Origin of the sequence: Antiquaquibacter soli (assembly GCF_030580675.1) — a bacterium.
Lineage (GTDB): Bacteria > Actinomycetota > Actinomycetes > Actinomycetales > Microbacteriaceae > Rhodoglobus > Rhodoglobus soli.
In genome coordinates this window covers 289,619-315,258 of record NZ_JAUQUB010000001.1, presented here as the reverse complement: position 1 = coordinate 315,258, position 25,640 = coordinate 289,619, and the positions used below count along the sequence as shown (strand labels likewise).

At 69.8% G+C, this 25,640-nt stretch carries 28 protein-coding genes and 2 tRNA genes; 13 read left to right on the top strand and 17 right to left on the bottom strand.

What is annotated here, in order from left to right; translation table 11 throughout:
- Window positions 1-110: 110 nt before the first annotated feature.
- The 4 genes from Q5716_RS01610 to Q5716_RS01595 are packed head-to-tail and all read left to right on the top strand — an operon-like array spanning window position 111 to window position 3,545.
- A complete protein-coding gene (locus tag Q5716_RS01610; protein WP_305001341.1) occupies window positions 111-989 on the top strand; it encodes an ABC transporter ATP-binding protein in 879 nt (292 codons plus the stop codon).
- Window positions 986-1,786 carry an ABC transporter permease gene (locus tag Q5716_RS01605; RefSeq protein ID WP_305001340.1) on the top strand — a complete coding sequence of 267 codons (801 nt, stop codon included), beginning with the start codon at window positions 986-988 and terminating at the stop codon, window positions 1,784-1,786. The genes Q5716_RS01610 and Q5716_RS01605 overlap by 4 nt, the downstream gene beginning before the upstream one ends.
- Window positions 1,787-1,797: 11 nt before the next feature.
- Window positions 1,798-2,934, top strand: coding sequence for a sensor histidine kinase (locus Q5716_RS01600; protein WP_305001339.1), 1,137 nt, complete (start codon window positions 1,798-1,800; stop codon window positions 2,932-2,934).
- Window positions 2,931-3,545 (top strand): response regulator, encoded by a 615-nt coding sequence (locus tag Q5716_RS01595; protein WP_305001338.1) that lies wholly within the window; start codon window positions 2,931-2,933, stop codon window positions 3,543-3,545. The genes Q5716_RS01600 and Q5716_RS01595 overlap by 4 nt, the downstream gene beginning before the upstream one ends.
- A 13-nt stretch (window positions 3,546-3,558) precedes the next feature.
- Here Q5716_RS01595 and Q5716_RS01590 read toward each other — a convergent pair whose 3' ends face one another.
- The 6 genes from Q5716_RS01590 to Q5716_RS01565 all read right to left on the bottom strand — a co-directional run bounded on the left by Q5716_RS01590 (window position 3,559) and on the right by Q5716_RS01565 (window position 8,389).
- Window positions 3,559-4,575: a UDP-N-acetylmuramate dehydrogenase gene (locus Q5716_RS01590; protein ID WP_305001337.1), complete on the bottom strand. Its 1,017-nt coding sequence runs from the start codon at window positions 4,573-4,575 to the stop codon at window positions 3,559-3,561.
- Window positions 4,575-4,979, bottom strand: a complete 405-nt coding sequence (locus Q5716_RS01585; RefSeq protein WP_305001336.1) for a MaoC/PaaZ C-terminal domain-containing protein — start codon at window positions 4,977-4,979, stop codon at window positions 4,575-4,577. The genes Q5716_RS01590 and Q5716_RS01585 overlap by 1 nt, the downstream gene beginning before the upstream one ends.
- Window positions 4,976-5,377, bottom strand: a complete 402-nt coding sequence (locus Q5716_RS01580; RefSeq protein WP_305001335.1) for an FAS1-like dehydratase domain-containing protein — start codon at window positions 5,375-5,377, stop codon at window positions 4,976-4,978. Before Q5716_RS01580 ends, Q5716_RS01585 begins: the two co-directional genes overlap by 4 nt.
- Before the next feature lie 10 nt (window positions 5,378-5,387).
- Window positions 5,388-6,215, bottom strand: a complete 828-nt coding sequence (locus Q5716_RS01575) for a pentapeptide repeat-containing protein (protein ID WP_305001334.1) — start codon at window positions 6,213-6,215, stop codon at window positions 5,388-5,390.
- A 294-nt stretch (window positions 6,216-6,509) separates the two neighbouring features.
- Complete coding sequence (locus Q5716_RS01570) at window positions 6,510-6,779, bottom strand: hypothetical protein (RefSeq protein WP_305001333.1); 270 nt, start codon at window positions 6,777-6,779, stop codon at window positions 6,510-6,512.
- 110 nt (window positions 6,780-6,889) lie between these two features.
- Entirely contained in the window at window positions 6,890-8,389 is a 1,500-nt protein-coding gene (locus tag Q5716_RS01565) for a S1C family serine protease (protein WP_305001332.1), read from the bottom strand.
- A 234-nt stretch (window positions 8,390-8,623) separates the two neighbouring features.
- Between Q5716_RS01565 and Q5716_RS01560 the strand changes: the two genes are divergently transcribed.
- Window positions 8,624-8,842, top strand: coding sequence for a hypothetical protein (locus Q5716_RS01560; protein WP_305001331.1), 219 nt, complete (start codon window positions 8,624-8,626; stop codon window positions 8,840-8,842).
- 6 nt (window positions 8,843-8,848) lie between these two features.
- On the opposite strand, the gene Q5716_RS01555 is transcribed toward Q5716_RS01560, so the two are convergent.
- Window positions 8,849-9,628, bottom strand: coding sequence for a CPBP family intramembrane glutamic endopeptidase (locus Q5716_RS01555; protein WP_305001330.1), 780 nt, complete (start codon window positions 9,626-9,628; stop codon window positions 8,849-8,851).
- Between the two features lie 137 nt (window positions 9,629-9,765).
- Here Q5716_RS01555 and Q5716_RS01550 point away from each other — a divergent pair, with 137 nt between their 5' ends.
- Together Q5716_RS01550 and Q5716_RS01545 are read left to right on the top strand one after the other, a co-directional pair.
- A complete protein-coding gene (locus tag Q5716_RS01550; RefSeq protein ID WP_305001329.1) occupies window positions 9,766-10,434 on the top strand; it encodes a hypothetical protein in 669 nt (222 codons plus the stop codon).
- Window positions 10,435-10,520: 86 nt separating this feature from the next.
- Window positions 10,521-11,444: a helix-turn-helix domain-containing protein gene (locus Q5716_RS01545; RefSeq protein ID WP_305001328.1), complete on the top strand. Its 924-nt coding sequence runs from the start codon at window positions 10,521-10,523 to the stop codon at window positions 11,442-11,444.
- Here the strand turns inward: Q5716_RS01545 and Q5716_RS01540 are convergent, their stop codons facing one another.
- From Q5716_RS01540 to Q5716_RS01530, 3 genes are read right to left on the bottom strand one after another with little or no spacing between them, the layout of a single operon-like run.
- Window positions 11,445-12,239, bottom strand: a complete 795-nt coding sequence (locus Q5716_RS01540; RefSeq protein WP_305001327.1) for an MBL fold metallo-hydrolase — start codon at window positions 12,237-12,239, stop codon at window positions 11,445-11,447. It abuts the gene before it with no gap.
- Between the two features lie 16 nt (window positions 12,240-12,255).
- Entirely contained in the window at window positions 12,256-12,552 is a 297-nt protein-coding gene (locus Q5716_RS01535) for a DUF2277 domain-containing protein (protein ID WP_305002946.1), read from the bottom strand.
- Window positions 12,553-12,571: 19 nt separating this feature from the next.
- Window positions 12,572-13,195, bottom strand: coding sequence for a TetR/AcrR family transcriptional regulator (locus Q5716_RS01530; RefSeq protein WP_305001326.1), 624 nt, complete (start codon window positions 13,193-13,195; stop codon window positions 12,572-12,574).
- Between the two features lie 88 nt (window positions 13,196-13,283).
- Between Q5716_RS01530 and Q5716_RS01525 the strand changes: the two genes are divergently transcribed.
- Window positions 13,284-13,958, top strand: a complete 675-nt coding sequence (locus Q5716_RS01525; RefSeq protein ID WP_305001325.1) for a DUF998 domain-containing protein — start codon at window positions 13,284-13,286, stop codon at window positions 13,956-13,958.
- 23 nt (window positions 13,959-13,981) lie between these two features.
- On the opposite strand, the gene Q5716_RS01520 is transcribed toward Q5716_RS01525, so the two are convergent.
- Both Q5716_RS01520 and Q5716_RS01515 read right to left on the bottom strand, forming a co-directional pair.
- Window positions 13,982-14,377, bottom strand: a complete 396-nt coding sequence (locus tag Q5716_RS01520; protein WP_305001324.1) for an SRPBCC family protein — start codon at window positions 14,375-14,377, stop codon at window positions 13,982-13,984.
- Between the two features lie 30 nt (window positions 14,378-14,407).
- Entirely contained in the window at window positions 14,408-14,776 is a 369-nt protein-coding gene (locus tag Q5716_RS01515; protein WP_305001323.1) for a VOC family protein, read from the bottom strand.
- A gap of 56 nt (window positions 14,777-14,832) precedes the next feature.
- Here Q5716_RS01515 and Q5716_RS01510 point away from each other — a divergent pair, with 56 nt between their 5' ends.
- Together Q5716_RS01510 and Q5716_RS01505 are read left to right on the top strand one after the other, a co-directional pair.
- Window positions 14,833-15,270 carry a MarR family winged helix-turn-helix transcriptional regulator gene (locus Q5716_RS01510; RefSeq protein WP_305001322.1) on the top strand — a complete coding sequence of 146 codons (438 nt, stop codon included), beginning with the start codon at window positions 14,833-14,835 and terminating at the stop codon, window positions 15,268-15,270.
- A 234-nt stretch (window positions 15,271-15,504) separates the two neighbouring features.
- Window positions 15,505-16,377, top strand: a complete 873-nt coding sequence (locus Q5716_RS01505; protein ID WP_305001321.1) for a serine hydrolase domain-containing protein — start codon at window positions 15,505-15,507, stop codon at window positions 16,375-16,377.
- Window positions 16,378-16,563: 186 nt separating this feature from the next.
- On the opposite strand, the gene Q5716_RS01500 is transcribed toward Q5716_RS01505, so the two are convergent.
- A tRNA-Met gene (locus Q5716_RS01500) sits at window positions 16,564-16,637 on the bottom strand.
- A 29-nt stretch (window positions 16,638-16,666) separates the two neighbouring features.
- A tRNA-Thr gene (locus tag Q5716_RS01495) sits at window positions 16,667-16,738 on the bottom strand.
- 163 nt (window positions 16,739-16,901) lie between these two features.
- On the opposite strand from Q5716_RS01495, the gene Q5716_RS01490 reads away from it, so the two are divergent.
- On the top strand, window positions 16,902-18,674 hold the full coding sequence (locus tag Q5716_RS01490; protein ID WP_305001320.1) for a glycoside hydrolase family 13 protein: 1,773 nt from the start codon (window positions 16,902-16,904) through the stop codon (window positions 18,672-18,674).
- Here Q5716_RS01490 and Q5716_RS01485 read toward each other — a convergent pair whose 3' ends face one another.
- The 3 genes from Q5716_RS01485 to Q5716_RS01475 form a co-directional block, all read right to left on the bottom strand.
- The gene (locus tag Q5716_RS01485) at window positions 18,675-19,457 is read right to left on the bottom strand and encodes a M23 family metallopeptidase (RefSeq protein WP_305001319.1); all 783 of its coding nucleotides are present in this window, start codon (window positions 19,455-19,457) and stop codon (window positions 18,675-18,677) included. It abuts the gene before it with no gap.
- 44 nt (window positions 19,458-19,501) lie between these two features.
- Window positions 19,502-20,398, bottom strand: coding sequence for a M23 family metallopeptidase (locus Q5716_RS01480; RefSeq protein ID WP_305001318.1), 897 nt, complete (start codon window positions 20,396-20,398; stop codon window positions 19,502-19,504).
- A gap of 146 nt (window positions 20,399-20,544) precedes the next feature.
- Window positions 20,545-21,342: an inositol monophosphatase family protein gene (locus Q5716_RS01475; protein WP_305001317.1), complete on the bottom strand. Its 798-nt coding sequence runs from the start codon at window positions 21,340-21,342 to the stop codon at window positions 20,545-20,547.
- A 91-nt stretch (window positions 21,343-21,433) separates the two neighbouring features.
- On the opposite strand from Q5716_RS01475, the gene Q5716_RS01470 reads away from it, so the two are divergent.
- Together Q5716_RS01470 and Q5716_RS01465 are read left to right on the top strand one after the other, a co-directional pair.
- Window positions 21,434-23,710, top strand: a complete 2,277-nt coding sequence (locus Q5716_RS01470) for a glycosyltransferase family 2 protein (protein ID WP_305001316.1) — start codon at window positions 21,434-21,436, stop codon at window positions 23,708-23,710.
- Window positions 23,707-25,611 carry a putative bifunctional diguanylate cyclase/phosphodiesterase gene (locus tag Q5716_RS01465; RefSeq protein ID WP_305001315.1) on the top strand — a complete coding sequence of 635 codons (1,905 nt, stop codon included), beginning with the start codon at window positions 23,707-23,709 and terminating at the stop codon, window positions 25,609-25,611. The genes Q5716_RS01470 and Q5716_RS01465 overlap by 4 nt, the downstream gene beginning before the upstream one ends.
- The last annotated feature ends 29 nt before the right edge of the window (window positions 25,612-25,640 follow it).

Here is a 25,640-nt window from a genome sequence, read left to right as displayed (position 1 = left end):
ACTCGCCACTCAACGGTGGGCGGGGCGCGGGAGCATCCACCGATCGGTTGATGGCGGGTTCAGCCGGTTTGGGAATGGTGCGGTACGCGCGGCCCCGGGAGCATGGATGCATGACCACTGAGTACGTCGTGCAGGTCGAGGACCTGCGCAAGAGCTACGGCGCCTTCACCGCCGTCGACGGCGTGACCTTCGACATCCGACGCGGCGAGACGTTCGCGCTGCTCGGCCCGAACGGCGCCGGCAAGTCCACCACCATCGAGATCCTCGAGGGCTACCGCGACCGCACGTCCGGAGAGGTGAGCGTGCTCGGCACCGACCCCGGTCGCGGCGGCCTCGATTGGAAGGCGAAGCTCGGCATCGTCCTCCAGTCCACCGGCGAGAGCGGCAACGTCACGGTGCGCGAGCAGCTCGCGCACTTCGCCAGGTTCTACCCGAACCCGCGCGACGTCGACGAGGTGATCGCCGCCGTCGGGCTCGAGGAGAAGCAGAAGACCCTCATCCGCAAGCTGTCCGGCGGCCAGCGCCGGCGGGTGGATGTCGCGCTCGGCATCATCGGGCGGCCGGAGCTGCTCTTCCTCGACGAGCCCACGACGGGGTTCGACCCGGAAGCCCGACGGCAGTTCTGGGAGCTCATCCGCTCCCTGAAGGCGGAGGGCACGAGCATCCTGCTCACGACGCACTACCTCGACGAGGCGGCCCAACTGGGCGACCGCGCCGGGGTCATCGCGGGCGGACGCATGGTCGACATCGGCGCCATCGACGAGATCGGCGGCGCGGATGCCCGCATCCCCGTCGTCCGCTGGATCGAGAACGGCGTCCTCCGCGAGGAGCGCACCACCACACCGGGCGCGCTCGTCGCGCGGCTCGGCGAACCGGACGGGCTCGAGGTCGTGCGCCCGAGCCTCGAGGACATCTACCTGGAGCTCGTCGGCGAGGCCGGCCTCGCGGCCGCCGCCACCGACACCGTGATCGAAGGAGCAGCGCTGTGAACACCCTCACCCTCGGCGCGAGCCGCGTCGGCTACGAGGTCAAGACCTACTTCCGGCAGGGGGATTCGGTGTTCTTCACCTTCCTGTTCCCCGTCGTCATGCTGTCGATCTTCTCGGTCGCGTTCAGCGAGTCGAGCTTCGGCCCGCCCGGTGACGAGATCAGCGCCGCGGCCTTCTATCTTCCGGGGATGCTCGCCGCGGGCATCCTGCTCTCCGGACTGCAGAACCTCGGTGTCGACATCGCGATGGAGAAGTCGGATGGCACGCTCAAGCGCTTCGCCGGAACCCCGCTGCCCGTCGTCAGCTACTTCATCGGGAAGATGGGCCAGGTGCTCGTCACGGGCCTGATGCAGGCGGCACTGCTCATCCTCGTCGCCTCCGTACTCTTCGGCGTGGAGCTGCCGGCCGATCCGGAGAAGTGGCTCACGTTCGCGTGGGTGTTCCTCCTCGGCGTCACGACCTCGGCGGTGCTCGGCATCGCGGTGAGCGGATTGCCGCGCTCGGGCAAGAGCGCCACGGCGGTGATCATCCCGATCGCCCTCGTGCTGCAGTTCATCTCGGGCGTCTACCTGCAGTTCTCGATGCTGCCGGAGTGGCTGCAGCAGGTCGCGAGCGTCTTCCCGCTCAAGTGGATGGCGCAGGGAATGCGATCGGTGTTCCTCCCCGAGGCCTTCGAGGTTCTCGAGCAGGGCGAGAGCTGGAATCTGGCGGGGGTGGCGATCGTGTGCGGTATCTGGCTGGTCGTCGGTCTCGTGCTGACGAGGCTCACGTTCCGCTGGATCCGCAAGGACAGCTAGGTTCGTTCTCCATGGACAACCCCCGCTGGTGGCACATCGCGATCGCCGCGACCGCGGTCGTGCTGACCGCGATGGTGCTCGCCGCGAACCTGCCGCTGTGGCGGGAGATCGGCGCGATCACGACCCTCGCGGTGTTCGTGGCCAGCTGGTACTTCATCGGCAGACTGGGCTTCGAGAACCCGATCGCGGGCCTCGTCTTCACGGCCATCGTGGTCGTGTCGACGGGGGTCGCGGTCGGGTTCCACCCGTTCATGGCGATCCTGCAGTGCGTCGCCTATCCGCTGGTATGGACGATGTCGACACGCACCCGGAACGCCGTCGTCGCGAACGTCGCGCTGTCGATCGCGGTCGGCATCGGGTACTGGGCATCCACCCGCTCCCTGCCGGAGACGGCGCTCACCGCCGGTCTCTCGCTCGCTTTCAGCCTCGCGCTCGGGCTGTGGATCACGGACATCGCCGAGCGCAGTCACGAGCGCCAGCGACTCCTGGACGAGCTGCACTCGACGCAGGACCGGCTCGCATCGGTCAACCGGGAGGCGGGGGTGGCGAGCGAGCGCGAGCGGCTGGCGCGCGAGATCCACGACACCATCGCGCAGGACCTCACCGGGCTCGTGCTGCTCGCGCAGCAAGCCCGCCGAGACCTCGCCGGCGGTCGCGGTGCCGAGGCCGCGGAGCAGCTCGCCATGATCGAGGAGAACGCCCGCACCGCCCTCGCCGAGACCCGTGCCCTCGTCGCCGCGAGCGCCCCGGTGCCGCTGTCTGCGGGCGGGCTCGCCGAAGCCCTCGACCGCCTGGCGAGTCGATTCTCTCGGGAGACCGGCATCGCGGTCACCGTCTCCGGCACGACTGCCGACCTCGACCGAGATGGCGAGGTCGTGCTGCTGCGTTGCGCTCAGGAGTCCCTTGCCAACGTGCGCAAGCACTCCGGCGCCCGCACGGCGACCCTCACCCTGTCCGCCCGGGAGGGCTCGGTGCGGCTCGTCGTCACCGACGACGGCCACGGCTTCGATCCCGCCACTCGCAGCGACGGATTCGGGCTCGGCGGGATGCGCGACCGCCTCGCCCTCGTCGGCGGCGCGCTCGATGTCTCCAGCTCCGGCTCGGGCACCACGCTCATCGCCACGCTCCCCCGAACGGTGACCGCGTGATCCGCGTACTGGTCGCCGACGACCACCCGATCGTGCGGGGCGGTATCGTCGCCCTGCTCGCCACGGCCGACGACGTCGAGGTCATCGGCGAAGCACCCGACGGGCTCACGGCGGTCGAGCTCGCCGAGCGCCTCGAACCCGACCTGGTGCTCCTCGACCTCCGCATGCCCGGACTCGACGGCGACGAGGCGACCGCGCGCATCCTGTCCGCCCGGCCCTCCACCAAGGTCGTGATCCTCACGACCTACGAGTCGGACACGAGCATCCTGACCGCCATTGAGGCGGGCGCGAGCGGCTACCTGCTCAAGGCCGCGCCGCCCGAGGAGATCCTCGCGGGCATCCGGTCGGTCGCGGGTGGCGAAGTGGTGCTGGCCCCGTCGATCGCGGCGCTCCTCGTGGGTCGCTCGGCGCGTCCGACGGTCTCGCTCAGCGCGCGCGAGACGGAGGTGCTGCGGCTCGTGGCGCAGGGCCAGAGCAACCCGGCGATCGCGGCGACGCTCTTCGTGAGCGAGGCGACCGTGAAGACCCACCTTCTGCACGCGTTCGAGAAACTCGGCGTGAACGACCGCACGCGAGCGGTCACGAAGGCGATGGAGCTGGGACTGCTCTAACGGCGGGGCGGGGCTAGAGCTCGACGTCGACGGCGACCGGCTCCGGGTGGAGCAGGATGCCGAACTCCGCCATCACGCGCGACCGCACGTACCGCGACAGCTCCGCGATCTCCGCGGCGGTCGCTCCCCCGCGGTTGGTGATCGCGAGCGTGTGCTTGGTGGAGATCGCGGCGCGCGACCCCGGCAGGGAGAAGCCGCGACGGATGCCCGCCCGCTCGATCAGCCACGCGGCCGACAGCTTCACGTTCACGTCGTCCGGCTCGAGCCAGCGCGGGGCGTCCATCGGCAGGGAGCGACCGACGTTCTCGGGCACGATGGGGTTGGTGAAGAACGACCCGCAGCTCACAGAATCGGTGTCGGAAGCATCCAGCACCATGCCCTTCGATGCCCGGAGGGCGAGCACGTGCCGCCGCACCTCCCGGGTGGGCACGCGGTCGCCGACGGCGACCCCGAGAGCGGTGGCGAGCTGGTCGTAACCGGCCACGGTGGTGTCGGACTCCTCGAGCTGCAGCTCGATGGCGAGCACGACGCCCTGTCGACCGCGCTTGAGCGACGAGGTCCGGTAGCCGAGCTCGAGCTCATCGGCGGTCACCCGCTCGACGTCGCCGCTGAGGTAGTCGAGGAAGTCGATCGCGACGAGCGACTGGGCGAGGTCCTGCCCGTATGCGCCGATGTTCTGCATGGGTGCGGCGCCGCTCGAACCGGGGATGCCGGAGAGCGCCTCGATGCCCGACCACCCGTTCGCGACCGTGTGCGCGACGAGGGCGTCCCAGTTCTCCCCCGCCTGCACCCGCAGCCGGACGCCGTCGCCCGGCAGTCGCTCGATTCCGCGGGACTCGGCGAGGATGACCGTGCCGTCGAACCCGTCGTCGGAGACGACCACGTTCGACCCGCCGCCGAGCACGAGCCACTCGTCGCCTCCCGCCCAGGCGGTGAGTGCGGCATCCACGAGCTCCTGCTGCGACCCGGCGCGCACAAGCTCGCGGGCCGGTCCGCCGACGCGGATCGTCGTGAGCTCGGAGAGGTCCATCAGGAGAGGGTGACGCGCACCTGCGCCTTGCCGAGCACGGTCGCCGAGTCGTAGGTGACGGTGAGGTCGACCCGCAGGGCGCCCTCCTCGACCGCTCCGATCGTCGCGACGACAGTTACCGACGCGCCCTCGATCGGGTCGACGACGACAGGTCGGGTGAACCGGGTCTGGTAGTCGCTCACCCAGCCGCGGTCGCCGATCCACTCGACCACCGGCTGCACGGCGAAGCCCATCGTGAGCATGCCGTGCGCGAGCACACCGGGCAGGCCCACCGAGGCGGCGACGTCGTCGCGGTAATGGATGGGGTTGAAGTCGCCGGATGCCCCGGCGTAGCGAACGAGCGTGTCGCGGGTCAGTCCGTAGGTGTGCTCGGCGACGACCTCGCCGACCGTGTAGCCGCTCACTCGTCCCCCCTCACCACGAGGGTGGAGATCGCCGTCACGACGTGCTCGCCGCCGGCATCCACCATCTCTGACGCCGCCGTGACCATGGCGTTGCCGCCGAGGGTCTTCACCGAGGTGACCGACAGGGTCGCGGTCAGTTCGTCGCCGATGACGATCGGCCGCGAGTAGCTGAAGCGCTGCTCGCCGTGGACCACCCGCGAGAAGTCGATGCCGGCATCCGGCTCGGCGAGCAGCTGCGCGAGCGTCGCCTCCTGGATCACGACCGGGAAGGTCGCCGGAACGAGGTCGGTGTCGGTCGCGAGCACGGCGCGGGCGAACTCGCGAACTTTCTCCCGCCCGACGAGATAGGGCGCCGTCGGCGGGAACTGACGGCCCACGAGATCTGGGTTCACTGGCACGGGGTCAAGCCTAGAGTGCCCAGTGACGTGGACGGAGGAAACCGTCGGGAAGCTCGGTTCGTCTGTCGCCTCGGGCGCTGTCGAGTTGCCCTTGCGCCAGGTAGACAGCCGAGCTGAGTCGCGCGCCGGACAGGTCCGCGCCGCGAAGATCGGCGCCCAGGAGCTCGCACCAGCGCAGGTCGGCGTTGCTGAGATCGGCACCGATCAGGAGCGCCCCGCGAAGTTCGGCACCGCGCAGGTCCGCACCCTCCAGGCGCGCGCCCGACAGGTCGGCGCCGGGATGCAGTCGGTCGCTCAGCGTCGGAGACCCATGTCCCTGACGGATCGTCCTGCTCGCGCTGAGCAGGAGAGGGCGAGCGGTGTCGTACTCGGCGTCGACATCGAGGGATGCCAGAGCCGGGGCATCCCCGTCGCTCAGACCTTTGACGCGACCGAAGTGAGTGACGAGTTCCGCGGAGGGTGCGAGGTCGATCGCCTGATCGAGGTACCACAGCAGCTCGTGCAGCCGTCGCACGGTCGAGAAGGCCGAGAACATGCTGTCGCGAAGGCGCGGATCGTGCCGCCACGATCGCCCGCCGAAGGTGTGGTACGAGACCTTCTGGCCCGCACCGAAGCAGTCGAAGGTGGTGCAGCCCGCGTATCCGTCGGCCCGCAGTCGATCGTGGATGCGACATGCGTCGGAGTCGTCAAGGTTGAGGCACGGCTCGCCAGCGGGTTTGTCGACGGGGAAGTCGCTCGATCGACTGAAGGCGAGGGCGACGCAGCACAGCCCGAAACAGTTCGCGCAATCTGCGCCGAGGTCCTCCCGGCGTCCGAGCTTGATGCGTGTGAGTGCCACGCGTCGAGCCTAGCCACGGCCCGTAACGGTGAAGCCCCGGCGACCATCACGGTCGCCGGGGCTTCGAATCTTGTGGGTGCTGACTGCCTACTGGCAGCTGTCGCACTGCAGAAGATCCATCGGGTCCATCGGGACCGCGTAGCCGCCAATGGTGTCGGTCTCGTTCTCCATGGGATCCCCCTTCAAGTCTTCTTGGAATTCACCGACTGTCTGCCGGTGGGTCTCCACTATATAACCCGAATCACACGAATGTCATTCCACTAGATCTAGTGTTTCGGCGTGTCGCGGTGTTTCCTAAATTCTCTCCGCACCCACCGACATCCGCGCCCTCGGCCGCAGGCACAGTGCTGCCGTTACGGCGAGCGCGACGGCGCCCGGAAGAGTCGAGATCGCGAGGGCTCGCGGCAGCGCACCGGCTCCCGGCAGCACCCAGTTCTCGAGCTCGGGGCGAAGGGCGATGGCACCCACCTCGATCTGGATCAGGACCACTCCCGTCACCCCCAGCGCGAGGGCGAACACCAGAAGACCAACCAGGAAGGAGAAAACGACGTCGCGCGCGGTCACCCCGCGACGGTACGCGGGATGCCGCGCTCCGCGAGCGAGTTGTGCACAGGGCCGACGGCGCGAGCCGGCCCGACCCGCACCACGCGGATCGGGCCGGCCGGAGCATCCCGCTAGAGCACCGCCTGGAAGCTCGACAGGATCTGCTCCAGGTTCTCGGACTTGTCGGTCTCCGAGATCATCTGCACGGTGACGAGCAGCAGGTGGCTGCCGTCCGCGGCGAGCGTCGAGAGCACGAGGAAGTCGGCGGTGCCGCCACAGCCCGTGAAGTAGAGGTACTCGCCGGCGTACAGCCCGTCGTCGTAGTCGCCGGGCTCGGACGTCGCGCAGACATCGGTGAAGTCCGCGTAGGCATTGAGGGCGGGCTGGATGCCCCCGCTCGTGTCATCCGTCGCCGCCACGGTCACCCCGGGCACCTCGAAGCCCGACATGTACGCGTCGAGGTCGGGGGTCGCCGTGATGCTCAGGTACTGCCCGCCGATGATGGTGATCGGGTCGCCGAACGTCTCCGTCCACGCCGCCGGAACCGACACACTCACGCTGCCGCTCGAATCCGTCACCGTGACGAAGCCACCGGGCGTCTCGGGTGCGGGGGCCTCGGGGTCGGCCGGGGCGCCCGCGTCGACGAGCTCGATCGGATCGCCGTTCACCTGGCCGAGGTAGCTCGCGCCCTCGCTCGGCCGGTAGACGCCGACATCGATGGTGGACTCGACCCCCTGGGTGGCGAGAACGTCGCAGTACTCCTCGAGCGTGCCCTCGCGGGACAGGGCCACGCCGCCGAGCTCGGTGATGACGTCGCCAGCGATGATGCCCGCCTCGTCCGCGGGGCTGCCCGCCTGCACGGAACGGACCCAGACGCCGAGCGGCTCACCGTCCTCCGTCGGCGCGATCGCCTCCAGGTTGAGGCCGAGCGAGAGCACGCGCTCGCCCTTCGCGAGCCGTTCGATCACCGGGAGCACCTGGTCGCGGTGGATGGCGAAGGCGTAGTCGAGCTCGTTCTCGCCCGCATAGTTGATGCCCACGACGCGGCCGTTCTCGGCGACGAGCGGGCCACCCGAGTTGCCGCCGCGGATGCGGGCGTCGTGCTCGATGACGTGGTCGAGTGACGCCCACGAGTTCTCCTGGGGGATGTCCGCCTTCGAGACGATGCCCTTCGTGACGGTGAAGTTGGGGTCGCCGAGCGGGAAGCCCGCCGCGACGACATCGATGCCCGCCTCGATCTCGCCCTCGTACCACCCGAAGTGCGGGAGGTTGGTACCGGAGACGCGGACGACAGCGAGATCGAGGCACTCGGATGCACCGAGCACCTGGGCGGTCGTGGAGTCGCTCGACCCCCCGCGCCAGACCTCGAGGGTGCCGGCGCCGGTGACGACGTGGTTGTTGGTGACGGCGAGGCCGTCGCTGGAGATGAGGAAGCCGGAGCCGCGCCCGCCGAACCCGACGGTGTCGAGCGTGCCGATCGGCACGAAGGCGCCGTGCGCCTCGAGCTGGATGGTGGCGGACTTGATGTCCTCGAACCCGACGACCGGGTCGGATGCGACGCAACCCGTCAACGCGGCGGCGGCGGTCGCGAGCACCGCGGCGGCGGCGAGCGGCCTGGAAGTGAACTGCATGGGTGTCTTCTTTCTCGAACTCGTGGGGACGATTCGAGGGTGCTGCCGCGGCCTGACGCCGAGCTTGCGCGGGCCTTGCACCATGAGTTCGCCTTCGTGTTGCTTCGAGTTACCCCGCAGGCCTCGACAGCATCGGCGGTCAGGGGCAGACTCATCTGTACACAGCAGCAGTACCTCCCCCGCACCGCACCCAGAGCGTCCTGGCGTCCGTCGCATCACTTGAAGGAGCCAGCCATGACGATCGCGCAGCCCACGAGCGGCCCCGAAGCGACTCGCGCCGGGGCATCCATCCAGTGGACCGTCGTCCAGGCCGGCCTGTGGGTCGGCAAGATCGGCGGCGAATTCGCCGGGATGATCGAGCGCGACGATTCCGGATTCACGGCCATCCGTTTCGCCCAGCGGCTCGGCGTGTTCGCCACTCTCGGTGAGGCGAAGGCGGCGTTCGCAGGCTGAGGACCCCTAGGCCGGTGACGGCCCCGCCATGATGACGGCGAAGGATGCGAGGTCGTACAGCACGTGGAACGCCCACGCCACGAGGATGTTCTTGGTGCGCACGTAGGTCAGGTGCATGAGCGTCGAGATGACGCCGATCGCGAGAACGCACTGAAGCACGTTCCAGTCGTAGGCGTGGAGGTGGAGGAGGCCGAACAGCACGGCCGCACCGAGCGTCGAGACGACGACGGCCGGCTTGCGGCTCACGCCGGCCGCGCTGATCGCCGCGAGGCCGGCGAGGAACGGCACCGTGATCAGCAGCTGCTCGAGCACCATCTGCACGGGAAACCCGATGAAGAAGAGCACGCGCTCGACCGGGTCGGGGTCCAGAAGGGTGCTCTCGATCGAATTGGCGTTGGTGGACACCCCGGCGGCGGCGAAGAGGAGCCCCACCACCGCGTTGCTGATGATCGTCAGGAGCAAGAACACCGCGAGCACACCCAGGTCGGCCCAGCGCGGGCGGCGGACGAGGGATGCCGCGTGCCTGCCCCACGCGACCACGACCGACCCCACGCCGATGCCGGTGGCGATCAGCCGAACCGCGAGTCCCTGCTCGGGTGTCGCGACGGGCGGCAGGACGAGGGTGAGGTACGCGACGACGCAGCCGGCGAGCGCGAGCATCCACCGCCACGCGGGCAGCCGCACGGGGCGCCCGTCGTAGAAGGGGAAGTCGGCGTCATCCCGCCGCTCCAGAAGGATGCCGAAGCGATCGGACGACGAGCGGGGGGCGGGAGCGGAGGCGGACACGGGGCCAGTATGGCGGCGACCGGCAGACCGCGCTGACGGCCTGTGGATTGCGCCCCGCTTTGGGGCGGTGGACTCGACGATCCGGCGCCTGGCAGACCCCTAGACTGGCGCAGTCCCGACCCGATCCAGGAGCCCCGTTGAGCACAGCAGCACCCGAGAAGCAGTCCTTCCTCCACACCCACATCGAGCTGATCGTCGCGGTCCTGCTCGGTCTCGTCTCCATCGCCGTCGCGTATGCGACGTTCCAGGGCGCGCTGTGGGACGGCAAGATGACGCAGCAGTACACGATCGGGTCGAACCTGTCGACGGAGGCGGAGTCGCTCTACCTCGAAGCGAACCAGCAGTACGTTCAGGACGGCCAGCTGCTCTCCCGGCTGACCGAGCTCGAGCTGGATGCCGCGGCCGGCGTTCCCGGGGCGCAGGAGAAGTACGACACCCTCGTGTTCCAGTACGTCTCTCCCGAGCTACAGGCCGCCATCGACTGGGCCGACGAGCAGAATGAGGCCGACCCCGAGTTCTGGTACGACCCGCAGAGCAACGAGGACTACCAGGCGGCGCTCTTCGGCTCCTACGCCGAGACGAAGGACCAGGCGACCGCCACGATCGCCGACGGCGACGTGGCCAACACCCACAGCGACAACCTCACCCTCTACACGGTCCTCATGGCGATCTCGCTCTTCCTGCTCGGTGTCGCAGCGGTCGTGCGCAACCAGCGCACCACGATCATGCTCGCCGGAGTCGCTACCGTGATCTTCGTCGTGTGCCTCGTGCTGACCTTGATGATCCCGTTCATCGGGATCGGGTAGCCACGGGACGGGGCGGGCGGGCCGACCACGGGAAGCTCGGCGACGCGCCTGCGAGTGCTGTCAGGGGCGCCGCTTAGAATGACCGGGTGGACCGGTTCTTCCGCTCAACGGTGGAGGCCCCCACCGCAGCACACGCCGAACGTCGCCTCCGGGAGCGCTACGGCGATGTCGCCCTCTCCGGTGTCGGCGGCTATCGTGAGCGCAGTGCGGGGGACCCGCGGTTCGCGGTCAGCAAGGTGGCGCTCGAGGGCGAGTTCAGCATCCAGGCCGATGTGCGGGTCGTGACTGTCGGCTTCAGCACTCCCGGGTATCGCTGGAGGAGCGGCGAGGAGTCGGGCGACCTGTCGACCGCTCCCGCCCTCTTCGAGCCGGGCAAACTGATGGGGAGTCGTCTCACCGGCAGGACAGGGGTCACCACGGTGACGTTGGACCTTCCCGCGCTCGAGGACTTCGCCGAGGGGTACTACGGCCGCCGGACGCGCATCGACTACGAGGGATCGCGGCCCGCGTCGCCGAAGTACTCGCGATTGTGGGCGGAGACGGTGAGCACCGTCATCCAGACCGCCGCGCTCGACAACGACATGAGCCGTGCGGCCGCATACCAGGCGCTGGCGATCATGGCGCTCGAGGCGTTCCGCCTGCGAGGCGACACGGAGTCGCGGTCGACGACTGCGCGCGGCTCCGTGGCGGCGTATCGGCGTGCCACCGAATTCGTCGACGCCAATCTCGACGTGCCGGTCACCGAGGCGGACATCGCACGAGCCGCGGGGGTGAGCCTCGCGGAACTGCGCAGCGTGTACGCGGCCCACTCGGTAGCCGGCTGGACTCCTGCACAGCACTTGCGCTCGGGTCGGCTCGCGTCGGTGCACGTCGACCTGCTTCGGGGCGACCCCGCTCGAGACACGGTGACCTCGATCGCGGGCCGGTGGGGGTTCACCAACCCGAGCAAGTTCGCCGAGGCGTACCGCTCGATGTTCGGGTTCAGCCCGCGTACGGTGCTCGGGCGCTAGTCAGCCGCGAAGATTCCCGAGTTGCGCGGCGTGGACGTCGGGCAGCCAGTCCGCGTGCGGCGCGCTGGGGGCCAGGCGCGGGTCATCGGCGGGGTCGCGTCCGTCGCGGAGCGCCTCGAGGTAGGCGCGGTCGAGGGCGATGCGTGCGCGCACGTCGGTGCCGACCGAGCCGTGGCCCGGGATGACCGTGCGCACGGCATCCGCTACCTCTTCTATGCGGCGCAGCCCCTCGAGGTAGTCGCCGACCGGGTCCGCCGCGCCGCCGTCGAGGAAGGGGATGAGGGTGTCGGAGAGCATGTCGCCGGCGACGAGCACCCCCGCGTGCTCGATGAGCACGGCGGCGTGACCCTCGGCGTGACCGCAGTGCTCGATCAAGCGAAGGGCAGGGCCATCCCAGGGCAGGCTCGTCGCGCCCTCGGGGAGGGCGGCGAGTCCCGCGAGGGTCTCGAGCGGGATCTCGTCGAGGTGCTCGGGCGGAAGGAAGTCGACGATGACCTCGCGCCAGTCGGGCAATGCAAGGAAGTCGCCCAGCACGCGTGCACCCGCCGCCGTCGCGAATCGGGGGGCGTCGCCGAGGGCGGGATGCCACAGCGCGTGATCCCAGTCCGGGTGCGTCGAGAACGCCGCAACCACCGGGCCGAGCTCGCGCAGCTCCTCGGCGAGCGCGGCGAGCTCGGTCTCGGTAATACCCGGGTCGATGAGCAGCAGCCCGCGCGGGCCGCGCACGATTGTGGTGTTCGACTGCAGGAACTCGCTCTCGCGGACCCACACACTCCCGGCGATCGGTGTTAGCATGTAAACACTGTACACATCAGGATGCTGCGGTGCGGATTCTCACCTCGCGCTCCATCCGCTTCTCGTGCCGAGCCCGCCCCTTCAGGGCCTCCGCCTCCCGGCTCTTCGGGGGTGCGGTCGTGACGAGCTGGTCGAGCATCCGCCTCGTCGCCGCCGCGATCTCGTCGATCGCCTGCTCGACAGCAGCGGCGTTCGCTCTCGACGGCCTGGTCGACCCGCTCACCTTGCGCACGAACTGGAGCGCGGCCTCGCGCACCTCGTCGTCGGTAGTGGCGGGCTCGAAGTTGTGGAGGCAGCGGATGTTCCGGCACATGCCGGTCATGGTACGCCCGCTAGTCCGACACCCGGTAGGCGCGGAGGAAGGCCTCGGCTCCGTCGCGCGCTAGAGCAGTGACCGCCGTGCGCGGGGGATGCTGACCCGTGAACATGCCCCGATCCAGGTCGGCACCCATGATCAGGAACGCGAAGTGCTCGGCCGCCAGTCGGGGGTCCCGGATGTCGAGCGATCCCGCGCGACCAGCGCGACGGAACAGCTCGGAGAGGGCGCTCATCACCGCTTCGGGAGCGCGCCGTCGGTACTCGCTCACGAGGTCGGGGAACCGGCGCGACTCCATCACGAGCAGTCGCCGCAGAGGAAGGGCGGGGCCGAGCAAAGTGGCCTCGGCCAAGCGCTCGGCGATGCTCGGAAGGTCCTCCACGCTGTCGACCTCGACGACATCGGCAGCGATCGACGCGGCGAAGCGATCGGCGATCTCGATCGCGCTCAGGATCGTCGCGCGAAAGAGGTCGTCCTTGTCGGCGTAGAGGTTGTAGATGGTGCGCTTCGCCACGCCCGACTCGACCGCGACCTGATCCAGGGTCGTACCGAGGTAGCCCTCGCGAAGGAACACCGTACGCGCCGACTCGAGGATGCGCCCGCGCGAGCGGGTGACTCGGGGGTCCTCCTGCTCGCCCATCGCCCCTCCCCTTGTGCCCGCTCGCTGCGAACCACTAGCGTAGGCCCGCAGTGCAGTATTGCACTCCCGAGTGCAGAAAAGGTGGCCCATGCCGAAAGATCCCGATCTCGACACCAGCGCGGCGATCACCCGCAGCCTTCTCGGTTGGGGGGTCGTGGCGGGCCCGTTCTACGTGGTGATCGGCCTCGTGCTCGCCCTTACCCGGCCCGGGTTCGATCTCACACGCCATGCGCTGTCCCTGCTCATGCTCGGCGAGCTCGGCTGGCTGCAGCGCACCAACCTCATCCTCACCGGTCTCATGGTGATCGTGGCGGCGGTCGGCATCCTTCGCGCGGTCCGCAACGGCCGCGGTCTCGCGATGGGCGCTCTCACCGTCGTGTACGGCGGTGGGCTCATCCTCAGCGCGATCTTCGCCCCCGACCCGGTGGCGGACTTCCCGCCCGGCTCCTCCGGTGGCGACTTCAGCCTCAGCGGCATCCTGCACCTGCTCTTCGGCGCGCTCGGCTTCGTGGCCATCGCGTGTGCGGCGTTCGCCCACGCGGCGTGGAGCCGCAGCATCGGCAACCGCCCTCGCGCCGTCCTCAGCGTCGTGCTCGGCGTGCTCGTGCTCGTCGGATTCGCGGGCGGCGCAGCGCTGTCGAGCGGACCCGCCGGGGTCGCGCTGCTCTGGGTCGCGGTGCTGGCCCAGTTCGCGTGGCTCGCCCTCGCGTGCTCGCAGATCTACGCGTGGTCGCCCCATCCGCTGCGCTCGCGGCGGAGGTGAGCCGGCCGCGGCCGCGGGAGCAATCAGATACTGCCGGTCTCGCTCATCCGGGCGAGCCGCGACAGGTGGTGGCGCCACCCCTCCTCGTGCTCGTCGGGCAGCAACGGGGACGTCTGCGCGAGGGCGAATCCGGTCTCGGTGAGCGTCACCGCGGTGGACTTCCCTCGCGCAGTGAGGCGGATCTCGACATCGAGCGGTTGCGCCCAACTCGCCTCGATCCAGTGGAACGCGAGTAGCCGCGACTCGACACAGCCGGTGACCGTGCCGGTCGCGCTGTAGCGCTGGCCGTCGTCCGTCCACGTCTCGAGAAGCGGTGATCCGACGACGGGGTCAAACTGCATCTCCGGCCACCACTCGTCCCGGTCGGCGGTCAGGTACCGCCAGACGAGCTCGGCGGGCGCACCGATCTCGGTCGTCACCCTCACCGAGTCGCGAACCACCTCTTCACGTTACCGCCCCTCGTGGAGGGTGATGCGGTAGCCGTCCGGGTCGGCGAACGTGAACGTGCGGCCGAACGGTCCGTCGATGGGAGCGGCGGTAATGGGATGGCCGTCCGCCGCGAGCGCGTCGTGGATCTCCTGCACCCCGGTCGCGTGCATCCACACCGCGGTACCGACGCCGGGATGCTCGGCCGACGCCAGGTCGGTGCCGGGCACGACGTCCCGCAGCGCGAACGCGATGGGCTGCGTGTCGAACACGACGGCGTGGGGCGGGCCGGCGGGCGAGCGGACGAGACCGAGGTAGTGCTCGTAGAACTCGCGCGAGGCATCCAGGTCGCTCACCTGGAGGGAGATGAAGTCGGGGCCGGTGACGGGCATGATGTCCTGCTTTCTGTGTCAGTTTTCTGACATGCAGACTATGTCAGACTACTGACATGGGTCAAGACGTGATCGAACTCGACACCTCGCTCGGCTACCTCCTGAAGGAGGCCGCGACCGCCCTGCGCGTCGAGATGGAGGACGTGCTGCGCCCGCTCGGGATGACCGTCACCCACTACTCGTGCCTCGAGCTGCTCGCCCAGCGACCCGGTCTCTCCAACTCCGAGCTCGCGCGCGGCGCCTTCGTCACCCGCCAGTCCATGAACGTGCTGCTGCAGTCCCTCGAGCGCGAGGGCCAGGTGGTGCGGGCCACGGAGGCACCCGTCGGCAAGGCGCTACCGACGACCCTGACCCCCCTCGGTCGGGAGCGCCTCGCCCTCGCGAGCGCCGCCGTCCGCGGAGTCGAGGACCGGATGCTCGCCGCCCTGTCCAACTCCGACCGGGACACGGCGCTGCGAGTGCTCCGCAGCATGGTCACCTCGCTGCGGGGTTGACCCTCGTTACCTCCTCGTCGTTCGTCGCACGCACTCAGGATGAGCACGCGGTTGGGGGCCGCGGGGCAGCCCGATCCCCGGTTCATCCTGAGTTGGTGCGGCGCGAGGCGGTCCCCCGCGACCTCCCGATCGTGAGCTGTCCGCCCGAACTCCAGCCTGATGGGTATCGGCGGCTTCATCGAGGTGACCAGAGATCACGCGCACGTACGCCCGACGATCTTGGATGATAGGAACATGACGCGAGCACAGGAGGCGCTGCGTGCGTTCGCCGCCGCGGTCGACCGAGAGCAGCTCGGCGTGTACGGCGTCGAGATCCGGATCGGCACCTCGCGCGCAGGGCACCGATGGCGCAGCGATGACCGCGAGAATCTCTTCTCGCTGTCGAAGGGAGTCTGCGCGCTTGCAGTCGGCCTGGCCACCGAGGAGTACCCCATCACTCTCGAGACCACAATCGCGGAGACGTTCCCCGAGTTCGAGCTCGGTCCGGGCGTCGGCGACGTGACCCTGCGCCGGCTGCTGACGATGACAAGCGGGATCGACTTCCTATGGTTTGGGGACGAGCCCGTGCCGTGGCCCGACCTCGCAGCTGAAATGCTCCGCCGACCCTCCCGCGGGAGGGTGTTCCAGTACTCGGATGCCAGCACCTACGTCGCCATGCGGATGCTTGCGACATTCGTCGGGGATGTTCGGGACTACTTGATGCCCCGGCTCTTCGAACCTCTGGGGATCGAAAACCCGCAGTGGCACCGCTGCCCTCTCGGGTGGATCGTTGGCGGAACCGGGTTGGAGCTCCGCACGAAGGAAGTCGCAAGGATCGGCGACCTGCTGCTTGACCGCGGCCGGTGCAACGGCACGTCGATCGTCCCCGCGGCGTGGATCGACAGGATGCACGGGGACTGGGTCGAGACCGGGCGACCCGCCCCGATGGACCGCTACGGCCTGGCCACCTGGGGCGGTCCCGGCGAGGACGCATGGCGACTCGAGGGACGGTACGGCCAGTTCGTCATCGTGGTCGAAGACGCCGTCGTCACCGTCACTGGTCACGAGGAGGACATGGAAGACCGCATCGCGGAGGTCGCGGTGGACTCGGTGACCGGGACGCGGTGAGCGGTCGACGGGAGAGGACGACGCGGCGCGGCGCATCCCGTAGCCGAGGCGGGACTCGACGCCCCGCGACGGCCGCCGATCCGCCGCTGAACGCGGCGCATCGGACTGCCCGCGTGGGCCCAGCGGGTCGAGGTCCGAGCCACAGATACGAAAAAAGCGCCCCGCGAATGCGGAGCGCGTTTTTCGTAGCTGAGGCGGGACTCGAACCCGCGACCTCACGATTATGAGTCGTGCGCTCTCACCAACTGAGCTACTCAGCCACGAGCATCCGGGTGGAGCCGGATGTTCGAGCCCCCTGTGGGAATCGGACCCACTACCTCTTCCTTACCAAGGAAGTGCTCTACCAATGAGCTAAGGGGGCGCGCAGCACGGCATCAGGCCGATTTGGCACCGTAAGAGACTAGCACCCGCACGGGCATCCCCCGAACCCCGCCCGAGCGACACGTGTTACCGGCTCGTGAACCTTCGCCCGCTCGAGAACTGCAAGCGCTTGCAGCACAGGCGAAATACCGTATCGTGTGGGGATGACCCTCGAGAGCACCCCTGACTCCGTCGTGTCCGAAACCGCCATCGTGCCCGGTGACGAGTGGTGGCGCAGCGCCGTCATCTACCAGATCTACCCGCGCTCGTTCGCGGACTCGACCGGCGACGGCGTCGGCGACCTGCCCGGCATCACGAAGCGCCTCCCCGCGCTCGCCCAGCTCGGCGTCGACGCAATCTGGCTCTCGCCCTTCTTCCGTTCGCCGCAGAAGGACGCCGGCTACGACGTCTCCGACTACACCGACGTCGACCCGCTGTTCGGCACCCTCGACGACTTCGACCGGCTCCTCGAGACCGCGCACTCGCTCGGCCTCCGAGTGATCGCAGACATGGTGCCGAACCACACATCCGACCAGCACCGCTGGTTCCAGGAGGCTCTAGCCGCCCCCGAGGGCTCCCCCGAGCGCGACCGCTACATGTTCCGCGACGGCAAGGGCCCGAACGGTGACCTGCCGCCGAACAACTGGGAGTCGGTCTTCGGCGGCTCGATGTGGGACCGCGTGATCAACCCGGACGGCACCCCCGGCCAGTGGTACCTGCACATCTTCGACAAGTCGCAGCCCGACCTCAACTGGGAGAACCCGTGGGTGCGCGAGCAGTTCTTCGACGTGCTGCGCTTCTGGCTCGACCGCGGCGTCGACGGGTTCCGCGTCGACGTCGCCCACGGCATGATCAAGAAGGCCGGCCTGCCCGACTACACGCCGCCCGCCGAGGGTGCCAGCATGGGCGGCACCGGCACGGCGAGCGCCGACGAGGATGACTCGGCCCACTCCATCACCGACGCCGACACCGTCCTCGCCCCCGTCATCGGCGACCCCGAGCCCGCCCCCGAGCCGCCCTACTGGGGCCAGGAGGGCGTGCACGACATCTGGCGCGGCTGGCACGAGGTGCTCGCCGAGTACCCGGGCGATCGCGTGCTGTGCGCGGAGGCGTGGGTCGATCCGCTCGAGAAGGTCGCCCTGTGGGTGCGCCCCGACGAGATGAGCCAGGCGTTCAACTTCGCCTACATGTTCACCGACTGGAAGGCCTCGGCTCTCAAGCGCGTCATCACCGAGTCGATCGACGCGTTCGGCGGCGTCGGCGCCCCCGCCACGTGGGTGCTCTCCAACCACGACGTCGTGCGCCACGCCTCGCGCCTCGCTCTCACGGCCGACAGCCCCCAGGGCGCCGGCATCGGGCCCCTCTCCCCCGGCAAGCCGGACCCGGTGGTCGGGCTGCGTCGGGCGCGCGCCGCGACATCCCTCATGCTCGCGCTCCCCGGCAGCGCCTACCTCTACCAGGGCGAAGAGCTCGGCCTGCCTGAGGACATGGAACTGCCCGACGACGCCCGCCAGGACCCGACGTGGTTCCGCACCAACGGCGAGAAGTACGGTCGCGACGGATGCCGCGTGCCGATCCCGTGGGAGTCGGACAAGCCCGCCTACGGGTTCAACGCCTCCGGCAAGAGCTGGCTGCCGCAGCCGAAGGACTGGGCACCGTTCGCGCGAGACGCGCAGGAGGGCGTGCCCGGCAGCACCCTGACGCTGTACACGGATGCTCTGCGCCTTCGCCGCGAGCACTCCCTCGGTACGGGCGATCTGTCGTGGGTGTCGGGCTACGGTAAGAAGGTGGTGGCGTTCCGCAACCGGGACGTGCTCGTGCTCGCGAACCTCGGCAAGGTCGCGGTCGAGCTGCCGGTCGGTGACATCCTGCTCTCGAGCGAGGACATCACCGGCGGCGCGCTGCCGACGGACACGACGGTCTGGATCCAGCTGTAGCTACACCGCGTTCGCGCTGAGCCACGCGAACGGGTCGACGGGCACGCCGTCGATGCGGATCTCGAAGTGCAGGTGGTTGCCGTACGAGTCGCCTGTGTTGCCGACGAGTCCGATGAAGTCGCCGACGCGCACGGTGTCGCCGGTGCGCAGCGGGCTCGTGCCGTACTGCATGTGCGCGTAGAGGCTCGCGACGTTCTGCCCCGGGATCTGGTGCTGGATGATGACGTGGTTGCCGAAGCCGCCCTGATCCTCGACCTGCAGCGAGACGACGCCGTCCGCGATCGCGTAGATGGGCGTGCCACCGCCGGGCGTGAAGTCGAGGCCGTTGTGGAACGCCGACCCGGATGACCCTTCCGGGCGCGGGCCGAAGCGGTCGGTCATCACGACCGTGTACGGGAAGGGCCAACGGATCGGCCCGCTCGTCGCCGTGAACGTGGAGGGGGCGCTCGCGTAGAGCTGCCGCAGCTGCTCCGCGTACGACAGCACCTCGAAGCCGTCGCGCACGGGAGCGGCGGCGACCGCGTCGGACGAGACCTCGAGCGCTTGCGCATCCGCGGGGGTCGCGGTGAACTCGGGCGCGAGCCCCGTCGACGGGTTGCGGAACGCGCTCGCCGGCACGGACGTGCCGATGAGGAGGGCGGCGGCGCCGACGAGGGCGCCGATCGAGAGCAGCTTCCGCGACCGCATCCGGGTTACCTGGATGACAGCATCCCGCCGCTCGTGGGTGACCGCGAGCAGCTCGCGCGCCCGGCGCCGGCTCAGGGGATTCGCGTCGTCGACCACGGTCCAGGGTAACCCGGCACCCGGCGAGCCGCCACGGCGGTGGACTAGACGGCGTTGGCCGTCAGCCAGGCGAAGGGGTCGACGGGCACCTTGTCGATGTGCACCTCGAAGTGCAGGTGGGCTCCGTAGGAGTTGCCGGTGTCACCGACGAGGCCGATGAAGTCGCCGACCTTGATCTCCTGGCCGACGACGAGCGGGCTCGTGCCGTACTGCATGTGGGCGTAGAGCGTCTCGACGTTCTGACCGGGGATGTTGTGCTGGATGATGACGTGGTTGCCGAAGCCCCACTGGTCCTCGGCGTGGGCGGTGACGACGCCGTCGGCGATCGCGTAGATCGGCGTGCCCTCGCCGGGAGTGAAGTCGATGCCGTTGTGGAACGGGGAGCCGGAGACCTCGATGGGCCGGGGGCCGAATCGGTCGGTGATCGTCACCGCGTAGGGGAACGGCCAGCGGATCGCGCCGAACGTCGCCGTGTACGCCGGGGCGGAGTTCGCGTACTTGAGCTGCAGCTGCTGCGCGTACGACATGACCTCGAACCCGTCTCGCACGGGAGCGGCCGACAGGGCCTCGGCGGACACCTCGAGCTCCTGCCCGGGGGCCTTCGTCGTCGACACCGCGGGGGCGAGCGCGGTGGCCTCCCCCATGAATGCGTTCGCCGGCACCGACATGCCGATGAGCAGGATGCCCGCCCCGAACAGTGCCCCGACGGAGAGGAGCTTGCGCGGGGCGCTCTGCGGGGCGTGCGGTGCCGTCAGGGCGCGAGCTTGCACCGGCCGGCCGGCGGGGCGGCGGGATGCCCGCTCGCGGCGCTCGACGGAGCGGCGGGGCATCCGCGCGCGCGACGCCTCCTCGAGCTCCCGCGCCTGACGCCGGCTGAGCGGCGGGGCACCGGTGGGGAGCAGGGGGGCGTCGTCGACCACGTCATGCTCGCGCACTGACATGGGGTTCTCCTCTAGAGCAGCCGCGCGGCGGAGCCACGGGCCTGAGTCTTCGGGGCGTATCGAGCGATCGGGTAAGCGACGCGCAGATAACGGATAGGTAAAGGGTAACCCGCCTGCCCGCGACTCGCCAAGCCGCAGCGCGGGGCTCAGACGCCCAATCGAACGAGGAGGGGTTCGAGCTCGGCGGCGAGCGCGGGGTGGGCGGCGAGGATGAAGTCGCGGCTGGGCGCGGCATCCCCGAGTCCCTTGACGACCGCTCCGGCTTCGCGGGCGACGATCGCTCCGGCGGCGTGGTCCCACGGGCTGAGGGTGCGCTCGAAGTAGGCGTTCGCGCGACCGGCGGCGACGAAGCACAGGTCGAGGCTCGCGGTGCCGAGGCGCCGGATGTCGCGCACGAGCGGCAGGAGCCGAGCGACGACCTCCCCCTGGTGGGCGCGCGTCTCTGCGGCGTACGCGAAGCCGGTGTAGACGAGCGACTGCGCGAGCTCGACGGGCGGCGCGACCTGCAGTCGCTCCGAGCCGAGCCACGCGCCCTGCCCGGCGAGGCCGGTGAACAGCTCGCCGGAGGCGGGGTTGTAGACGCAGCCCGCGACGCCCCGCCAGGTGAGCGGGTCGGGGTCGCCCTCGACGACCGCGATGCTCACCGCGTAGTGCGGCAGTCCGTAGAGGAAGTTGACGGTGCCGTCGATCGGGTCGACGAGCCAGGTGAGGCCGCTCGAGCCTTTATCCGCGCCGCTCTCCTCGCCGTAGAAGCCGTCATCGGGGCGGGCGTCGGCGAGCATCCCGCGGATGAGCGCCTCCGTCTCGCGGTCCGCCTCAGTGACGATGTCGACCGCGGTGGACTTGCTCGCGGCGACCTCGACGCCCTCCGATCGGCGCCGCGCCGCGAGGGCTCCCGCCTCGAGCGCGACGGTTCGGGCGAGATCGAGGAGGTCGTGAGCCATGCCCCCAGCTTAGGTGGGGGCGCGACGCGAGCGGCCGGGAGTACCATGGCCCCACGGTGCCGGGGGAGGCGCTGTGGGGGGTGGTTCGCTGATGGAGCCGATCGTCTGGACGGACCCGGTCTTCTGGCCGTGGTCGGGCGTCTACGCGGGGGTCGTCGTCGCAGTTCTCGCTGTGCTGTGGGTGGTCGGTCGGAGGCGACCGGGATCCATCCGACGCCCGGCGCTCGCGGTCTCACTGGGGAGCGCGCTGGTGTACATCACGTGGCGCGTGGCGTTCACCATCCCCGAGGACAACCTGGCCGGTCGCATCGCCGGCATCGTGCTCGTCGTCGCCGAAATCGTGGGGCTCGTGCAGCTCGCCGCCTCGACCGTCATCGGGTGGCAGCGGTCGGAGCGGCGGCGACCGACGCTCGACGCACTGTCGAGCATCCCGAGTGTCGACGTCTACATCGCCACCTATAGCGAGTCGGTCACCGTGCTCGAGCCGACCCTCGCGGGGGCGATGGGGATGCGCTACCCGGGCACGGTCACGGTCTACCTGTGCGACGACGGCAGCCGCCCCGCGGTGAAGGAGCTCGCCGAGCGCTACGGCGCCGTGCACCTGCAGCGCGAGGACCACTCGCACGCGAAGGCGGGCAACCTCAACAACGCGATGGCCCACTCGACGGGCGAGCTCATCGTCACGCTCGACGCCGACATGATCCCGACGGCCGACTTCCTGGAGAAGACTGTCGGCTACTTCGCCGATCGGAAGGTCGGCTTCGTGCAGGCGCCGCAAGCCTTCCACAACGAGGACGCGTTCCAGTACAACCTCTTCGCCGGCGACATGCTGCCGAACGAGCAGGACTACTTCATGCGCACCCTCCAGCCGGGCAAGGAGCCCTTCAACGCCGTCATGTACGTCGGCAGCAACACGGTGTTCCGCCGCGCGGCGCTCGACTCGATCGGCGGGTTCGCGACCGGCGTCATCACCGAGGACATGGCGACGGGGATGCTGCTGCAGGCCAAGAAGTGGCGCACCCGCTTCGTTCCCGACGTCGTCGCCGCGGGGCTCGCGCCCGAGAACTTCGGCGACCTGCTCACGCAGCGCACGAGGTGGGCGCGCGGCAACATCCAGACCGCCCGCAAGTGGAACCCGCTCACCCTCCGCGGGCTCACCGCGATGCAGAAGTGGCTGTACACCGACGGCATCATCTACTGGCACTTCGGCATCGCGAAGCTCGTCTTCATCGTCGCGCCGCTGCTCTACCTGATCTTCGGCATCCCGGTCGTGCACGCCGACGTGCCGTCGCTCGTGATGATCTGGCTGCCCTACTTCCTCGCGAGCTTCGTGAGCATGAACGCCGTCTCTCAGGGCCGGCGCAGCTTCACCTGGACGCACATCTACGAGATCGCCATGTCGCCGACGATCGCCCTCGCGGTGATCGGCGAATGGGTGGGCTTCTCGACGAAGCGGTTCGCGGTGACGCCGAAGGGCGTCTCGACCGAGAAGCTCAACTTCCGCTGGGGGCTCGCGCTGCCCCACCTCGTGCTGCTCGCCGCCTCGGTCTACGGCCTCCTCAACGCCTACGTCCTCAACGCGGGGTCGTTCACGATCAATTCGCTCGTGATCTCGACGTTCTGGACCCTCTACAACATCGTCGGTCTCACGATGGCCGTGCTCGTCTGCCTCGAGCGACCGCGTCAGCGCGCCACCGAGCGCACCGACGTGAGCCTGCCCGTCGCGGCGCGGCTGTGGGACGGAGCGCCCGTGCGCGGTCAGGTGCTCGACCTGAGCTTCTCGGGAGCGCGGATCGCGCTGCCCTGGTCGACCGCGTTCTCGACGACGGACGCGACGCGCCGCCTGCTCGAGCATGCCGAGCTCGACATCGAGGGCATCGGCTCCGTGCCGGCAGAGGTGCGCTGGGTGAGCGAGTCGACGGATGCCCTCCTCGCCGGCCTTTCCTTCGGCTCCCTCACCCCGGCGCAGTCCATTGCCGTGATGGCCGCCATCACGGCCTCCCCCGACTGGGTGCGCCACGACCGCGAGGAGGGGGCGCGGATGGCGACGGCCGCCGCCCGCACCCTCACGGGGGCCGCTCGGCGGGTGAGCCCGAGCCTGCGGTCGGAGCTGCGCGTCACCGCCCGCGGCGTCGCCCAGCTGCAGGCGCCGGGCATCGCCGCGACGCCCATCACCGTTCACCTGGAGGATCTCAGCTACGGCGGAGCCCGCATCCGATCGCCCCGCCCTCTCGCGTCGGGCGAGACGTACGACGTCACCCTCGGCGGTTCGGCTACGGCGCGGGCACAGGTGCGCTGGGTGCAGCGCCGCCGCGGTCGCTTCGTCGCCGGGTTGCAGTTCGACCGCGAGGAGCCCCGGGCCTCATGACCGACGCCGGCACCCCCGCCACCCCGCCCGTCCCCGAGTCGCTCCTCGCGCTCGCGCTGCGGAGCGTCTCCGAAGGCTCCCTCATCACCGACGCGCGCGGCGACACGATCTACGCCAACGACGCCTTCACGGCCATCACCGGCTACAACCCCGCCGAGGTGCTGGGCCGCAACTGCCGGTTCTTGCAGGGCGAGGGCACCTCGCCGAGCGAGCTGCAGCGCATGCGCGAGGCCCTCCGCGACCAGCAGGCCTACCAGGGGACGATCCTCAACTACCGCAAGGACGGCTCCCCGTTCTGGAACCGGTTGACGATCACCCCGCTGAAGGACGAGCGGGGCATCCTGACGCACTACGTCAGCGTGCAGCGCGACGTCACCGACATCGTCGAGGAGCGCGACCGGGCGTCGCACGACGCGAGCCACGACCAGCTCACGGGCCTGCCGAACCGCGAGGGACTGCGCCGCCACTTGCGCGCCGAGCTCGCCGAGGCGGCCGAGGACGGCACGACGGTCGCCGTCGCGATGATCGACCTCGACGACTTCAAGCTCGTCAACGACGACTACGGGCACGCCTCGGGCGACCTCGTGCTCGTCGAGTTCGCGAAGCGGATGCGCGAGCTCCTGCGCCGCGGGGACTACATCGCCCGGCTCGGCGGCGACGAGTTCGTGCTCGTCTTCTCCGACCTCTCCGCGACGACCGCGCTCGACGACCTGCAGCGCATTCTCGCCGGGGTGCACACCGCCGTCGAGGTGCCGATCGAGGTCGAAGGGCGCGCGATGGTGAACGTCGGCATGAGCCTCGGCGTCGCGCTGTTCCCCAAGGATGCGTCGACGAGCCGGGACCTGCTCCGGCTCGCCGACGCGGCCCTCTACCGTGCGAAGGAGTCGCCGAGCTCCGCCCACTGGTGGGAGGCCGCCGGCCCGCAAGACATCCCGGTGGCCGCCGAAGCCCTGCCCGGCGACCTCGTGATGTACATGCAGCCGATCGTCGACCTGCACTCGGGCCGGGTGCGGCAGGTCGAGGCGCTCGCGCGGCTGCAGCGCACCGACGGCGAGATCGAGTCGCCCGACCGGTTCCTGCCCACGTTCTCCCGCGGCCAGCTCCTCCAAGTCTTCCGCGAAGGACTCGACCAGGCGCTCGACTGGGCGTCGCAGTGGGAGCGCGAGGGGATCGTTCTCAACGTGTCCGTCAACATCCCGCCCGAGCTCCTCACGACCCCCGACAGCGCCGTGTGGGTTCGGGATGCCCTGCAGCGGCACCGCATGGAGCCGCACCGACTCGGCCTGGAACTGCTCGAGACCCAGGAGATCGACCTCGCCGCGAGCGACCAGGCGGTGAGCGAGCTCGTGCAGCTCGGCGTCAAGATCCACCTCGACGACCTGAGCTCGGGCTTCTCCACCCTCAAGCGCATCACCGAGCTCCCGTTCGACGTCATCAAGATCGACCGCCGATTCTTCGACCAGGTGCACAGCCGGCCGCTCCAGGTGCTCACCCTCTTCGCCGCGATCACGAAGCTCGGCGAGGACTTCGGCTACGGCGTCGTCGTCGAGGGCATCGAGGACATGGAGCGCCTCGAGGTCTCAGCGGTGCTGGGCGCGGGCTCCGGGCAGGGCTACCTGTTCGCCCCGCCGATGGCCCCGGAGCACGTCCGCGACTGGGTCCGCGGCTTCGACTCACCGTACCGGGAGGGCGTGCTCACGACCGCGCTGGGGGCACTCGCGTTCCACTGGACGCACACGAGCGGCAACGGGCCGGAGCATCCGCCCCTCGCCGACTGCCCGCTGACGGCCTTCCTCGCCGGTTCGGAGGAGGAGCTGCTGCACCGAGCCGTGCACGCGGGCGACCCCACCGCCGGGCAGGAACTGACGGATGCCCTGCTCGAGCGCGTCGTGGACGCCTAGCGGGCCCAACGGCCCGGGCGACGAGGTGC